The following is a 12,726-nucleotide window of genomic DNA, read 5'->3' on the forward strand; positions in this document are numbered from 1 at the left end:
AGCAACTGAGCTGGTGATGATGCAAGTGCGACTAAGGCTGGAGACATGTGTTAGGTTGCAAAATACCCTAGCGCCCAGAACACGACCTGCTGGATAAGAACCTCCTGGAGGACGCGTTCTGAGTTGCGGAATTGAACGTAGTTGGTTCTGGTAAATTCGATTGTGTCGGGGTGAGGGACTAAAACACCAAGCTCACATGCAAGACCCCAAAAGCGGCTACTTACTGAAATGCATTTTTTGTTGGTTATGAGGAGATTCTAACGTGCAAAATAGTTTCCATTACCTTGGGTTTGGTCTCCTGACTTTGCTTACATGCCAGTTTTGCTCACCCGCAGCGGCATGCGAAAATTTCAAAAGAAGTACAATGGCTTCCAAGGACACGCGCGCAAACTGGAGGTTAGATTACCCTGTGACCGGTTCGTCCCCCATGATTACACCTTGGGAAAAATACAATTTCACCCAAGAGCCTCGTCTCTATATGGATGCAATACTATCGACCGTGTCTGAAGATTTCCAGCGTGTTGGATCCGTCCTTACCGCAACCGAAAACCACAATTGGTGGATAGTACCATGGATGGACTATACGAAATACGGTCGTGAGCCGTTAATGGGGCTTACAAAGGAAAGAACCACTATGCCAGGCGACTTGTCACCTACTAGTACAGGTGGCCATCAGGTTTGGGCAGTGGGCTTTTACAATGCCATCGGCGCAGAGACAATCGGTGAAATCTTCGAGGACACCTGCGACCCCCAGTACCCGTCTTCTGTTCAGTTCAAAGAAGGGACAGTGTCAGTAAAATTCCTATTCACAGATGCGCCGACTTCGCAAGTTGAATACCTTGAGGGGGCTCCAGAATTCAGGGCCAAAATCGATTTGAGTGAAGGGAGTGGAAAAGTAACTGAGCGTGAAGAAAGGTCCGTTCGCCTTTTGCAAGTTGATATCGCTGTGAAAGATAAACGCGCACAACCGGTAGGTTGGGTGTTTGGTACTTTCGCTTGGGTTGGCCTTGCCCGTGGCGACCAGTTATTTGATAACTTGGAGCCCGTTTCATTGCAGTGGGGCGATGATCCGGAAAAATACGAACCTGAAGAAGTGAGTGAAACCTGGATCAATCCTTTGCTAAATGGCATTTTATTCGGATGGTCGGAAAGACCAACGTTGGGTTTTCATGGCCGCGCGAACGGGCCAGCTGATGACATAAAGTCTTCCTGTTTGTCGTGCCATGCAAGCGCCAAGTTGCCAAACACCGAGATGATACCTTGGAGAGCCGAATTCAACATGATCGTAGACTTGCCAGACTATGCGAAGGTACAGAAGTACGTTGATGAGTGGTTCATAAACCTTCCATCTGGTGATGTATTTAATCCTAACGAGCCGGCTGTTTCCGCGCTTGACTATTCACTGCAACTCTCTGAGGCGGCAAAAAGAATGTGCTCAGCTTGTGAGGACGGGGCACTGAATAGTCGAACACCTTCCATATGCATCCAAGCAGGATTGTTTACTGAAATGCACTGTTCCGCGTCTGCGCAGGTTGGTGTTATGGCAGCTGAGCCGGATCGCATCATTCGCAATTCCACGGATCCCAAAGTACCTCCCAGACAATAGTCGCGATCACGAGACTATCGAAAATTGCCTTATGTCGGGCATCTAGGGCCAACTCGTCAAATTGTACTTATGGCGCTCATCAAATTGGAGCGGCCGTGAGAGTGCGTAGTAAGCTTCCCATGACCCCAATTCCCAGATTAAACGCGAACTGAGAAGTCGTCGGGCAATACTAGAACTAGATATCGCCTCGGCTGAACGCTTCACCAGCGAAGCAGGTCTAACAGGCTATATTCAAACAATTTTTTAAGGAGAACATCATACGATAACAGGCTCTTAAAGGCCCAAATCGTGGATTTTAACGCTCGGATAACGCTCGACTTGCGGTGGGTTTATGGCCGGTTGGTTCAATCGCTTCGTCTGATTCTTAATTGAACTTGGAGGAACGAATTATGTTCAATCGTCGTGGTTTTATGGTGCCTAGCAACGCGGGCCGTTTAGCGAGTTTAGCAGTAGCGAGCTCTCTAGCAGCAAACTCTGTCGCTTATGCTGGAAGTCAATGCGCTGTGCACGAGGATGCACTAAATGAAATTGTCACAAAATACGAGCAGGAATTTAAACAAGTCGAAAATCAAGCCGGGCAACTATCAAACAAAGCTGACAAGTTGTCTAAAGACTCAGCAGAAAACGTTATTGATATCGACTTTGATTTCACAATGCGAGAGAAACGGATTGTATTTGACCTACCAACGGTCACGATGAAGGAGCGAAGGATAGTTTTTGGCCTACCCAAAACAACCTTCAAGCTACGGTCAATCAAATTTGACATTCCGAAAACTAGATTTGTTAATAAGAAAACAGGGCAATACCCTGAGACATTCTGCACGGATACATGGATAAAGTTGCCGTTCGGGGGCAAGACTAAAGGCGTCCCAAAGTGCACCGTAAGGTGGAGCGACATAATTACCAAAGTACCGGAAGTGTATGTTGAAACAACCGAGATCAAAACAAAGATCCCAGAGTTTACTTGGGGCAATACAGAGATAATCTTGGATATCCCAGAATTTTATATGGACCGGCAAGAGTGGTTCTTAAAGATTCCTGAGGTTACAAGTGTGCAGCCAAGTGTTCAACGCAGAGAAATTGAGAGTGAAGCCAATTCATTGACCGAACGTTCGTCGCGGTTGCAGCAGTCACAGAGTAGAGAAGTAGCTACGGCCACTTCGAACCTGTACTCCTGTTTTGAAGCTTCCTTAGAGAAAGAAAAAGAGCAGGCAGTCACTTCGATTGAGAACGCTGAAGCAGAGATCGAATCCGCGATCTTGGAAATGGAGCAACTTGGAATTGATCCTTCCAGAGTGCGCTCACAAGACGGTGAAGTAAATCTTCTTGCAGTTCGAGAAGACCTGAGAAAGCGAAAGGCAGAAGCAATTAATCAATTTAACGAGGCGCTTTCTCAGATCCTTCAAGAGAGAGCATCTGCATTGGAATTGATCTAAAGCAGTCTTGGTCACGCCTTTCGTCAATTCGGCGTGACCAAAGCCAATAGTGTGTTGGGTACGCTGCGCTCCACGGACGCTGTTAGATCTTCGTCGAAAGTGAGGCTGCTAACGACCACTGATTTCTCTTTTTCAATGCAGCCAGCGTCGATAGTCTTCAAAGTGAAACATTAATTTTACTAATAATCAGCCCCTTAGGTATGTTACTTTTAAACAGAAACAAAATCTATACCGAGGCTAACAGGAGGGGTTGATTGGCCGGAGGACCCGAAACGGATATTGTTGCCAACTATGATAGTTAAATCGCAATTCTGCAATCAATGTGGCTGCGGCCCCAATCGGATCATACTAGTTGAGGTGCAAAGCTACGGCGCAGATTTAGATGACCATTGATTTAGAAGGACCAGTTTCTATGAAAAAGACCTTAGGACGCTTAGCTACCTGTGCAGGCATTTCGATGATGGTTTCCACCCCAGCTTTGGCCGACACTCTGCGGATCGGCGCTTGGAACATTCAAAACTTGCATCACGAAGAGGGAGTGAAACTGTTTGATTGGGGTACTAGTCGAACTACCGAGGACTATGACCTCTTAACGAAATACCGGTCTAAATTTGGATCGGGTGAAGGCACAGACGCTGACGTAATTGGTTTGCAAGAGATAGGGACCAAAGCTGCGGCGGAACGGATCTTTCCCCCTTCGGAATACGATCTAGTGATGTCTTCTCGCCATCCAGGCGACAATGCGCCGGGTGCCAAGAACGACATCTACACGGCAATCGCGATCAGAAAAGACAGCGGTGTCACCTTTGTTGAGCAAGAAGACTTAACCGATCTTGTTGTCGTTGATGATGATGGCAATCCTACGCGAGCGGGCACTGCTGCACGCTTGTCGTTTGATGGCACCGATTTCTGGGTGATGTCAGTACACCTGAAATCAAGTTGCTCAGATGATGATAACCCATCCACCGACCCGTCCGAAGACTGCAAGTTGTTTTGGAAGCAAATGCAGCCCTTGGCGGATTGGATCCAAAGCAGAGCTGCATCAGAAGTACCGTTCTTCATCGTTGGTGATTTCAACCGTCGCTTTCGACAGTTCAAATTCGAAGGTGAAGCATGGCGAGCTTTGAACAACGGTGACCTGAACGAGCCGTTTTTGACAGCCCATCCTGCATCTGTGACTCGAAAGTGCCCTACGCGTGTGGGGCGCAGTGTTGAGCCAATCGATTGGATACTTATGGATATCCGGATTGCAGATTGGTTTGTGGATGGCTCGTTTTGGGAACGGAGGTTCACCAGAGCAGATGTTGAAAAATCCAAGGAAGCGGATAACCGCAACGGCTTAAGCGATCATTGCCCGATCAGTATTGATGTCACGATAGATTAAGCTCTTGGCTTCAATCTTCACAGAACACCCTCGGACTGAATGCCGATGGTCCTTCGGTCGCGAATAGTGCGCTCTCTTTCGAGTTTGAGATTCAACTAGTTTGGTGAGGAAACCATGAATAGGCAGAAAATTGGTGTTGTTGGTTCCATAGCATTAACGCTGACAACCGCTGCTGCAACGGCCCAAGAGATTACTGTCTTGCAAGGGGAGCAACACCGCTCAGCTTACGCGGACCAAACAGTGGAAACTGAAGGTCTCGTAACCGCAGTCGTTGGCAACGGTTTTTTTGTTCAAGGTGATCCAGATGGAAACTCGCTCACCAGCGATGGGTTGTTTGTTTTCACCAAGGATGCGCCGTCCGTAAAGGTTGGAAGCATGCTTAGAGTGAATGGTCAATTGGTTGAGTTCGCTCGACCCAATCAGTTGCCACTAACTCAGATAAAAAGCCCCTCGATAGAAGTGCTGTCGACCAACAATCCTTTGCCTGAGCCGGTTGAAATCAGTCAGACAAAAAACCACCCACCTACTGAAGTGATTGATAATGACAACTTCGACCAGTTTGATCCTGACGACGACGGCATCGACTTTTTCGAGCAATTCGAGGGCATGCGAGTAACGATTAAAGATGCCATCGTGCTCTCACCCATGAACCACCACGAAGAAATTTGGATACTCCCTTCGGCCGGATCGGCATCGACGTCATTTGTTGACGGGTACGCGCTTACCTTGTCGGAAGACGATGCTAATCCGGAGCGAATGTTGGTGGATTTTGAGCTAATTGGCGAGCTCTCAGAGATTGAGGCCGGGACCCGACTGGGAGATATCACCGGGATCCTTTCCTACGACTTTGGAAACTACCGCGTTTTCGCGACTGAGATCGCAGGGGATATAACGCCGGCGCTATCAGGTATTAACCCAGCACTTGAAGTGCCGAATGAGACAGTCGTCACGGTGGCATCCTATAATGTCCAAAACCTCGATCCTCATATCGAAGTCCTTCCAAGGGAGAGGGACATAGATGACGATATTGGCTCAGGTAAGTTCGACGCCATTGCGGTACAAATCGTCGGTCTTTTGGGCTCGCCTGCAATCGTCGCTTTGCAGGAAGTTCAGGACAACGACGGCGCAGAAAACACACCTATCACGAGCGCCAGTGAAACACTTCAAACCCTTTCCAAAGCCATTTTGGCCCAAGGCGGGCCGCACTACGACTTTGTCGATTTTCCACCAGACGATGATCAAGACGGCGGACAACCTGGCGGCAACATCCGAAGTGCATTCCTTTACGACCCTAATCGCGCCCGATTGGTCGCCGATAGCGCCTACCGTATTCTTGATGGAGATGGTGCGTTCGCGGGTAGCCGTAAGCCAGTAACGGCCACATTCGAGACCTCCGCTGGGGCTCTAAGTATAGTCAATGTGCACTTTTCATCACGGCGCGGAAGCGACCCGAGTTTTGGTTCCAACCAACCACCCGCGGTTGCCAAGGCCGCAGTAAGACGGAAACAGGCTCAGGTCGTGGGTTCGACAGTATCGGATCTCCTAAGAGACGATGCCAACGCGCTGGTCATGGTGCTTGGTGACTTTAACGCGCACTATTTTGAACGCGAATTGGGCCTACTTGAGAATGACTTTGGCCTCTCTAACCTTTGGTATTCCCTTCCTGTAGAAGCACGCCGCTCTTATGTTTTTGAGGGTCAAGCACAAGCATACGATCACGTTCTCGTCTCACCCGCGCTACAGGATCGAACCTCGCTTCTTCCGGCATACGTCAATGCAGGAAAACTCGCTCAGGCCAGTGATCATGATCCGCTGTTGGCCGTGGTTTCGAGAATCGAACCATTGGTTCCGCTCGCTGACGGGAATGCGCTGCTTTCTACTAACGCTATCCGAAATAAAGCGGGGGCGATGGACGCACCCGTGATGCCGCCGGACCATCTCAATGGTACTGAACTTCGCGAATGGCTCCGCGACAACTGGTATGACGGCCATCATGTTCCGCAAGGTTACGACAACGCGCGACGGGCGATGTACTCATTTGTTGATGTCGCTGATGACGGGCGCGTCTATGGGGTCTATACTGGTTTCAATCAAGAAGCGCGGGACGTGACATTCCTAGATCCAATTAACCCTGAGCACTCGGTTCCTCAGAGTTGGTTCAGAAAAGCTGAGCCCATGCGCAGCGACATTCTGCACCTGTTCCCAACCCACAAAGACGTAAACTCGGCCCGTGGATCAGACCCATTCGCTGAAATCCCCGATGCGGTCACGACGCGTTGGTACGGACTTACCGATGATAATCGGTTCACGATAAAAACACAGTCTCCAACAGAAGACATCGACTTGTACTCCGAAGACACACGTACCGAATTTGAGCCGGCGGAATCCCACAAAGGGGATCTCGCCCGTGCAGTCTTCTACTTCTATACGATGTATCCTGGCCGAGCAGGTGAAATTGACGAACTCGCTGTCGATGGCATCGGGCAGTTTGGTGAGTGGCATCGAAACGACCCAGTTGACGATTGGGAGCGCGTGCGAAATGGCCGCGTGGAGCAGGTTCAAGGCAACCGCAATCCGTTCATTGACTACCCGGAGTTGGTCTGCCGCGCCTGGCCCGGTGCCTGTTGAGTGATGCCAAACGGCGATCACAGATTGAAACATCCGCAGAAAGCAAAAGGGGCTTAGTTGGATACCTGAGAAACAAAAGAAGCGAGAGACGCTAGAAGAAATGTTAGCTTCTTGCTCAGATACGCTTTTTCCAGCCGAGTTGGGAGCAGTGCCAATAACTCTTGAGAGCCGCGACGCTGATGGAGACACTCCGTTGCACGTCATGCTGTGGCGTAACAATACATATGCCGTGTTGCAATTCATCGAGGCTGGAGCGGATGTAAATGCGGTGGGCGATATGTCTGAGACGCCTCTTCATATTGCAGTGAAACAACAAAACTTTGCTGCGATTGAGGCGCTGCTAAAGGCAGGTGCCGATGTTTCCAGTATTTCTGAATTCGGCCAGACGCCGGGAGACCTTGCGCAAGAACTTGGAGGCGATGTTCGGCGGATTCTACGCATCGAATACCGCTGAATTCTGCTGGGTTGCCAATGGTGGTATTGTTGACTTATCGGATTTTCTAAGCTCGCCCATGAAGCTCGCTTCGAGCGCCCGGTAGCTTGTCGCGCACTTGTACGAGAACGGCAACAGTAAGTCCGTGCCCTCAATTCTGGGCAACATTTTTATTTTATAATACTTTTCCTTAAGAAAAGCTAAGCACGTTTCTGAAATGAGATGACTCTCTAGACCAGTGTCGGTGCGAGCTCTCCCCACTCATCCGCAGTCATACCCACTTTTTCTGCCCCATCCTCTGAGGCGAATTGAGCTGCTTTGAGTAGGAGAAAGGCCACCGTGATGGCGTCTACCTCGCAGCGTTTCTCGAATTCTTCGATAGTTTCATTGGGCCCTTTTTCTGACATCCCCATTCCCCTTTGTATCTGACGCTTTCGGGCAATTGGCTGACTTTGCATAATACTTCATCGCCCTCGGAAAGCCAGTTCTCGGGCGTGCGAGCGCTTCTTCCGGATAGGCTCTAATTCTGCAAACAAGCTCGTCTTCCAGCGCAAGTGATTTGCAACGGTGATGAAGGGTGGGAGATCGGCTCTGATACTCCTCATTGTTCGTTTTGCTGGGTGTCATCTGATGACCCATCCTGCTCATCGTCAGACGTTGCTTCAATCTCCCGAACGGCCAACTCGGCGATCTTTCGAACCAGATACCAAACGCTACTTCGGCGTGTGTGCCCCTTGATCCAGCCGGTGACATCCTTGGCCGGGATATCGAGATGCGGTGCTTCGTCTTCGAATACTCTGACCTTGTAGTCGGAGATATCCGCAAGCTCGCTCATGTTTCCAGCCCGGGCTTCCGCGATTGGGGTATGGTTTACATAAACAACAACTCTTAGCATTTTCGTCCTTCCTATTCTGGTGTGTCTGAACACTCGACCCTCGTGGGCCCGCCTTAGTTCCACGAGTGGTTCTTGGTCTTTTGATGCAGAAGACCCCGCACCAGCCGTCTCAGAACCCGCACTGATCTGTGCTGCTCATAGGTGCCTACCAGCGCTTCAACATCGCCGAGATCCAGCCGAAAGAACTCGGGCCTCAACCCAAACTCATTGGCGAATTCGCTCACCAGGCTTTGAATGATCGCAGGCAGTTGCTCCGGTATTGGACGCGGGATTTCATAGATTGTGCAGCGGTTGAGAAGAGGCGCAGGAACCCCGCTCAGATCATTTGCCGTCAAAATCCAGCTCACATGTGAGGCATCCACATCAGCCGCTAGATATTTCTCTCGATATCTCCTGGCCTCAGAGGGCTCGAGCAACGCAAGAAGTTCGCCAGTGATGTCTCCGTTTCGACTCGCGTGCGTCTTGTCGATTTCGTCCAAAACAACAACGGGATTAAGGACGCGTGCCGTTGCCACAGCCTCCGTCACGATCCCTGCATGCGCAGAACTCCATCCGATGGAAAGACCAAACAAATGGTTCTCCGACTTGCCGCCGACATTTGCGCTTTGCACATAAAGCCCGAGAGCTTTACATGCGGCTTTTGCAAAAGCTGTTTTGCCGACGCCGGGCTCGCCAACCAGTAGGGTGGGTTGGATATGAAGAATGTCAGATCCGATGCTCCATCGGCACTCGATGTCATGGGCCATCCCTTCGATGACGAAATTGCAATGAGGGAACCTTTGTGAAACTGCACGAAGCTCGTTCAACTCATTAAGTGAGGCCAGCCGGGCGAATTGATTGCTCCAGGTTGTGAGTTGCTTGATATGTTCTGGCATCTCGTTTCGGAGCGTGCGCGGCAGGTACTCAAAGTCCACCTTTTCCAGCAGATACAGTGCAGCAGCGGCTTTCTCACTCTCTGCGCGAGAGGCTTCCAAAGACATATCGGCAGCATGACGTTCGGAGATGAGGCCCATGACCTCTTTCCAGCGTTTTAGGCTCGTCATCTGTTCCACCGTGTCCTGGGCGAAGACGGCGAGAGCAGGATCGATTTCCCTCAAACGGTTCATTTCCGTCTGCCGCCAGTTGTCAGGCTCATCGCTAAATCTTGCGGTTTCTTCAGAACGTTTGTTGATCACCTTGAGAAGGTCTTCAGCGCTGGCTCTTTCCAAAATCCTTTGCTTAACGATTTTCCAGGACGCATGGGAGTTGGCTGCGCTCAAAACAGGGCGGAGGATGTCTGCCTCGTTATGGCGGAAGCCAGCCAGCGCAAAAATCTCATCTTCTTCCCAGGTTGTTCCACTCATGGGGTTACCAACCTTTCGCCACACAAGCGGGGCATCGGTGACCCGATGCGCCCCAGGAAATTTGGCCGATATAGCCGCAGCTTCGGCATTGAAGCACATCTCGCTTAGCGCGAGTATTCAAACGCACTGTGGGAAAGGTCTCCATCCGCTCAGTGGCTGCCTCATGCGCGTGCCAGCAGCATAGGTTGACATGCCAGGCAGCGATGACCTGAGCTGTGGATGCGTTACCGCACCGCTCACAGGACATCTCTGCTTCCTGCATAGCTTGCTGCAACCGCAGTTGAATGAAAGTGTCTTCCTGCGCCCCATCCATATAGATCCGAAGCGAGCCGAATTTCTGCTTGATCTGGCCGACCGAGGGATAGCTTTCTTCACGCCGGTCGCAGTGCTTCTTGATCGCTTCAAAGCACTCGCTGACAATCCGAACCCAGCCTAGATTGTCTTTTCCGAGGTGCTTCTCAACGGAGCCGCGGATGTCATGGTAATCGAAGATATCACTCATCCGCCGGATCCCCCGCTCTAGGGGACTGGGATTCTTGCACTGAAGCGATTTCCTCCAGCACAGTAATAAGACGATGCAGGCCTTTTTCTGTCTCTGCCGCCACCGTCGATTTGAGAGCAGAGAAGTGTTCGTCTGGTAAGTCGAACAGGCATTCAGTGACGTTTTGATGACTGATACTGTCAGGATCGAATTCGTGAAAAGGGAATACCAACCGTAGAACTGCGTCTGGAGGAAGGTAGCGCCTGTCTTCCCTACCGAGGTCTGAGTACACGCGACCTGTAGCACCATGGAACAGAAGCGTTTCTTTCAATACACCAGTCTCGATGCGCGTTTTGACTTCCGAGAGAAGATCGTCGTTGGCGTAGAGCTTCAGGCGTCTTTTCAGGTCTTCATTTGTTTTGTGGTCTTTTGACATGGAATGCCTCCAAAGGATGGTAGGAGGCGTCGGAATCGAACCGACTCGTGCACTCTTATCTGGAGCTATCACAGGGGTATAAGCCCCGCCCGCATCACCAATGCTGCCTCCCACGTGTTTCGCGTGGGGTAACGATTCAAGTCGATATTCGTTGGCAGTGGATGCGTGTCTTGGACATGGGGCGAAGCTGAACCAGCGCGAGGCATCGTGTCAACATGAAGAATGCAAAACGTCGTGATTCACCACGTAGTTCCGGGAACTTTCTATCATGGGTTGTGCGAAGCGCTGCCTCCCGACCGTATCAGGTACGTGTACTTCCCCACTTAAGGTGAGAATCGGGAGGTGATTCTGGTTTCACAAAGAGCGTCAGAACGTCCGGAGTCGTAGTCGGCGCGAACTGGTTTGCAGTTTCCGTGTCTTTTCCGAAGCCGCAGATAATCAGCTCGTACGTCACTCCACACAAGGCGATCAGTATCGTGGTCTAAGTGGAACCTGCCTTGATCTCACCAGCCTTTTTTCACGCAGCAGGGGCATCTCCGCCTGTCATCGGAACGGTCCATATGTCCAACATAACCGCAAACCGAGCAGACGAGGTGCCCGGGTGCGTCCGTTTTGCGGAAATAGCGGCGTTTGTGCTCATTGAACCGCGTGGCCGCTTCTTCATGCGCACACCAACAGCATAACGTAATGATCCAGCTTCCTAAATTCTGCGGGCGTGCCGCGTTCCCGCATCTCTCGCAACTCTGGTTTGCTCGGCTGATAGCCGCTGCGACCCAGCCCCGTATGCGTTCGTCCTCGGATGCCTTGCTGAAGTAGATCCGGAGCTCCCCGAATTTTTCTTTGATTTGGAGTACCTGTGGATACTCTATCCCAATCTCGTCACTGCGCGCTTTGATGTGTTCAAACAACTCAGTCACGATCCCTGACCAGCCCAGTGGGGTCTCACCCAGTTCGAGCTCAACGCTTGTTTTAATATCGTCGTAGTCGACCACATTGATGGTGGCTTCGGTTGCAGACACCACGCGCCCTCCTGGAATTCCGCCGGTAGGGGGACAGTTCTGATTGGGTTCCGGCAGTACTTTGATAGGACAAGGGTCTTTACTTAGGGCGTCAACTGCAAGTTGTAGTATCTATTACTACAGGAAAGTCGCGTTTCTTTGTGCCGGATTTGCAACTGCTTCTCGTTACCGATGACCACAGGAACTATCGGCCCGGCGGTCAGGTATTTGTCCTAAAGCGCATGCTTCCCCTGCCTTTGCTGTTCCAACCGTTCGATCTCGGCTTTCAATAGAGCGATCCTCTGCGATGTCTGATGTTCCGCAATCAGATCGAGAAACATCTTGGTCTTGCCGCCATGTTTCATGCCATAACGCTCATAGACCATCGCGTTAAACTCATCCAGTTTCGCCTTAGGGATCCGGAACTGGATGTGCTCATAGCTTTCAATCTCTGTTTTTGTCATTTCATCCACCTTTGTCGGCCGACGATACCAGAAAGACCCCCTTGGTGTCGCTATCGCATCGGGAAGAAGCCCCAGCACACAGTTCGGTTAGCCGCCGAGCACGACAATGAGTACGCCGTCATGATCGGCGCGACCTATCTAAAGGTTCATCGCACGACGTCCAGTTTGGAAGTTAAAGAGGGTAGGTGTGGCCGTCTGACCAACAGAAACAAAGACAGCACGAATACTAGATTGCATGCCATCGGTGATGGCAAGGGGCGGCTCTTGAACCACTTTATCACCTCTGGGCAGTTAGCGACTGCGTCGGTGTTCAGGCTTTGCTCAATGGCTTGCCAAAAGTGGATTGGCTCTTCGGGGATCGTGGCTATTGCGCCGGCTAGTTCCTGGTCACGTCGAAAGACCAAAGGTTGCGTGCCTGCATCTCCGACCGGAAGCAGCGCAAGATGACGGTCAAACACGGCGAGTGCAGAGGCAAGCGGCGAAACCGATTTGAGATCATGTTCAGTAAATTCAAAGACTGGAGGCGAGTGGCAACCTGTAATGACCGTTGCCCCAAGGTCTTCTTCTCAACCATCGCCCTCGTGGCAACTGTCATTTACTGGTTATGAATCCTGAGCCTATC

General features: G+C 50.9%; 12 protein-coding genes, 1 tRNA gene and 1 pseudogene. 6 read left to right on the forward strand and 8 right to left on the reverse strand.

Annotated elements, in window-relative coordinates:
- Nucleotides 1-364: 364 nt before the first annotated feature.
- From ACR0DT_RS09815 to ACR0DT_RS09835, 5 genes are all read left to right on the forward strand, one after another.
- On the forward strand, nt 365-1,606 hold the full coding sequence (locus ACR0DT_RS09815) for a hypothetical protein (protein ID WP_480710552.1): 1,242 nt from the start codon (nt 365-367) through the stop codon (nt 1,604-1,606).
- Nucleotides 1,607-1,995: 389 nt separating this feature from the next.
- The gene (locus tag ACR0DT_RS09820; RefSeq protein ID WP_480710553.1) at nt 1,996-3,042 is read left to right on the forward strand and encodes a hypothetical protein; all 1,047 of its coding nucleotides are present in this window, start codon (nt 1,996-1,998) and stop codon (nt 3,040-3,042) included.
- A 382-nt stretch (nt 3,043-3,424) separates the two neighbouring features.
- On the forward strand, nt 3,425-4,426 hold the full coding sequence (locus ACR0DT_RS09825; RefSeq protein WP_480710554.1) for an endonuclease/exonuclease/phosphatase family protein: 1,002 nt from the start codon (nt 3,425-3,427) through the stop codon (nt 4,424-4,426).
- Between the two features lie 114 nt (nt 4,427-4,540).
- Nucleotides 4,541-7,054: an endonuclease gene (locus ACR0DT_RS09830; protein ID WP_480710555.1), complete on the forward strand. Its 2,514-nt coding sequence runs from the start codon at nt 4,541-4,543 to the stop codon at nt 7,052-7,054.
- A gap of 100 nt (nt 7,055-7,154) precedes the next feature.
- Nucleotides 7,155-7,508, forward strand: a complete 354-nt coding sequence (locus ACR0DT_RS09835) for an ankyrin repeat domain-containing protein (protein WP_480710556.1) — start codon at nt 7,155-7,157, stop codon at nt 7,506-7,508.
- A gap of 209 nt (nt 7,509-7,717) precedes the next feature.
- Here the strand turns inward: ACR0DT_RS09835 and ACR0DT_RS09840 are convergent, their stop codons facing one another.
- The 8 genes from ACR0DT_RS09840 to ACR0DT_RS09875 all read right to left on the reverse strand — a co-directional run bounded on the left by ACR0DT_RS09840 (nt 7,718) and on the right by ACR0DT_RS09875 (nt 12,104).
- A complete protein-coding gene (locus ACR0DT_RS09840; RefSeq protein ID WP_480710557.1) occupies nt 7,718-7,894 on the reverse strand; it encodes a hypothetical protein in 177 nt (58 codons plus the stop codon).
- Between the two features lie 194 nt (nt 7,895-8,088).
- Nucleotides 8,089-8,382 (reverse strand): hypothetical protein, encoded by a 294-nt coding sequence (locus tag ACR0DT_RS09845; RefSeq protein ID WP_480710558.1) that lies wholly within the window; start codon nt 8,380-8,382, stop codon nt 8,089-8,091.
- A gap of 53 nt (nt 8,383-8,435) precedes the next feature.
- On the reverse strand, nt 8,436-9,725 hold the full coding sequence (locus ACR0DT_RS09850; RefSeq protein ID WP_480710559.1) for an AAA family ATPase: 1,290 nt from the start codon (nt 9,723-9,725) through the stop codon (nt 8,436-8,438).
- A 4-nt stretch (nt 9,726-9,729) separates the two neighbouring features.
- On the reverse strand, nt 9,730-10,227 hold the full coding sequence (locus ACR0DT_RS09855) for a hypothetical protein (protein WP_480710560.1): 498 nt from the start codon (nt 10,225-10,227) through the stop codon (nt 9,730-9,732).
- Nucleotides 10,220-10,642: a hypothetical protein gene (locus ACR0DT_RS09860; protein WP_480710561.1), complete on the reverse strand. Its 423-nt coding sequence runs from the start codon at nt 10,640-10,642 to the stop codon at nt 10,220-10,222. Before ACR0DT_RS09860 ends, ACR0DT_RS09855 begins: the two co-directional genes overlap by 8 nt.
- 17 nt (nt 10,643-10,659) lie before the next feature.
- Nucleotides 10,660-10,754: transfer RNA gene (locus ACR0DT_RS09865), tRNA-OTHER, on the reverse strand.
- Nucleotides 10,755-11,145: 391 nt separating this feature from the next.
- Nucleotides 11,146-11,661 (reverse strand): hypothetical protein, encoded by a 516-nt coding sequence (locus ACR0DT_RS09870; RefSeq protein WP_480710562.1) that lies wholly within the window; start codon nt 11,659-11,661, stop codon nt 11,146-11,148.
- Between the two features lie 212 nt (nt 11,662-11,873).
- Nucleotides 11,874-12,104, reverse strand: a complete 231-nt coding sequence (locus tag ACR0DT_RS09875; protein ID WP_480710563.1) for a DUF1192 family protein — start codon at nt 12,102-12,104, stop codon at nt 11,874-11,876.
- 81 nt (nt 12,105-12,185) lie between these two features.
- Between ACR0DT_RS09875 and ACR0DT_RS09880 the strand changes: the two are divergent.
- Nucleotides 12,186-12,712: pseudogene (locus ACR0DT_RS09880) on the forward strand (transposase); the annotation flags it as partial.
- Between the last annotated feature and the right edge of the window lie 14 nt (nt 12,713-12,726).

It is taken from the genome of Ruegeria sp. BI11, assembly GCF_056538005.1.

Bases quoted from the DNA above. Each gene is read 5' to 3' on its own strand.
- ACR0DT_RS09815 (WP_480710552.1), top strand. From the start codon at position 365: ATGGCTTCCAAGGACACGCGCGCAAACTGGAGGTTAGATTACCCTGTG.
- ACR0DT_RS09835 (WP_480710556.1), top strand. From the start codon at position 7,155: ATGTTAGCTTCTTGCTCAGATACGCTTTTTCCAGCCGAGTTGGGAGCA.
- ACR0DT_RS09875 (WP_480710563.1), bottom strand. From the start codon at position 12,104: ATGACAAAAACAGAGATTGAAAGCTATGAGCACATCCAGTTCCGGATC.
- ACR0DT_RS09860 (WP_480710561.1), bottom strand. From the start codon at position 10,642: ATGTCAAAAGACCACAAAACAAATGAAGACCTGAAAAGACGCCTGAAG.
- ACR0DT_RS09840 (WP_480710557.1), bottom strand. From the start codon at position 7,894: ATGTCAGAAAAAGGGCCCAATGAAACTATCGAAGAATTCGAGAAACGC.
- ACR0DT_RS09850 (WP_480710559.1), bottom strand. From the start codon at position 9,725: ATGAGTGGAACAACCTGGGAAGAAGATGAGATTTTTGCGCTGGCTGGC.
- ACR0DT_RS09825 (WP_480710554.1), top strand. From the start codon at position 3,425: ATGACCATTGATTTAGAAGGACCAGTTTCTATGAAAAAGACCTTAGGA.
- ACR0DT_RS09830 (WP_480710555.1), top strand. From the start codon at position 4,541: ATGAATAGGCAGAAAATTGGTGTTGTTGGTTCCATAGCATTAACGCTG.
- ACR0DT_RS09820 (WP_480710553.1), top strand. From the start codon at position 1,996: ATGTTCAATCGTCGTGGTTTTATGGTGCCTAGCAACGCGGGCCGTTTA.
- ACR0DT_RS09855 (WP_480710560.1), bottom strand. From the start codon at position 10,227: ATGAGTGATATCTTCGATTACCATGACATCCGCGGCTCCGTTGAGAAG.
- ACR0DT_RS09845 (WP_480710558.1), bottom strand. From the start codon at position 8,382: ATGCTAAGAGTTGTTGTTTATGTAAACCATACCCCAATCGCGGAAGCC.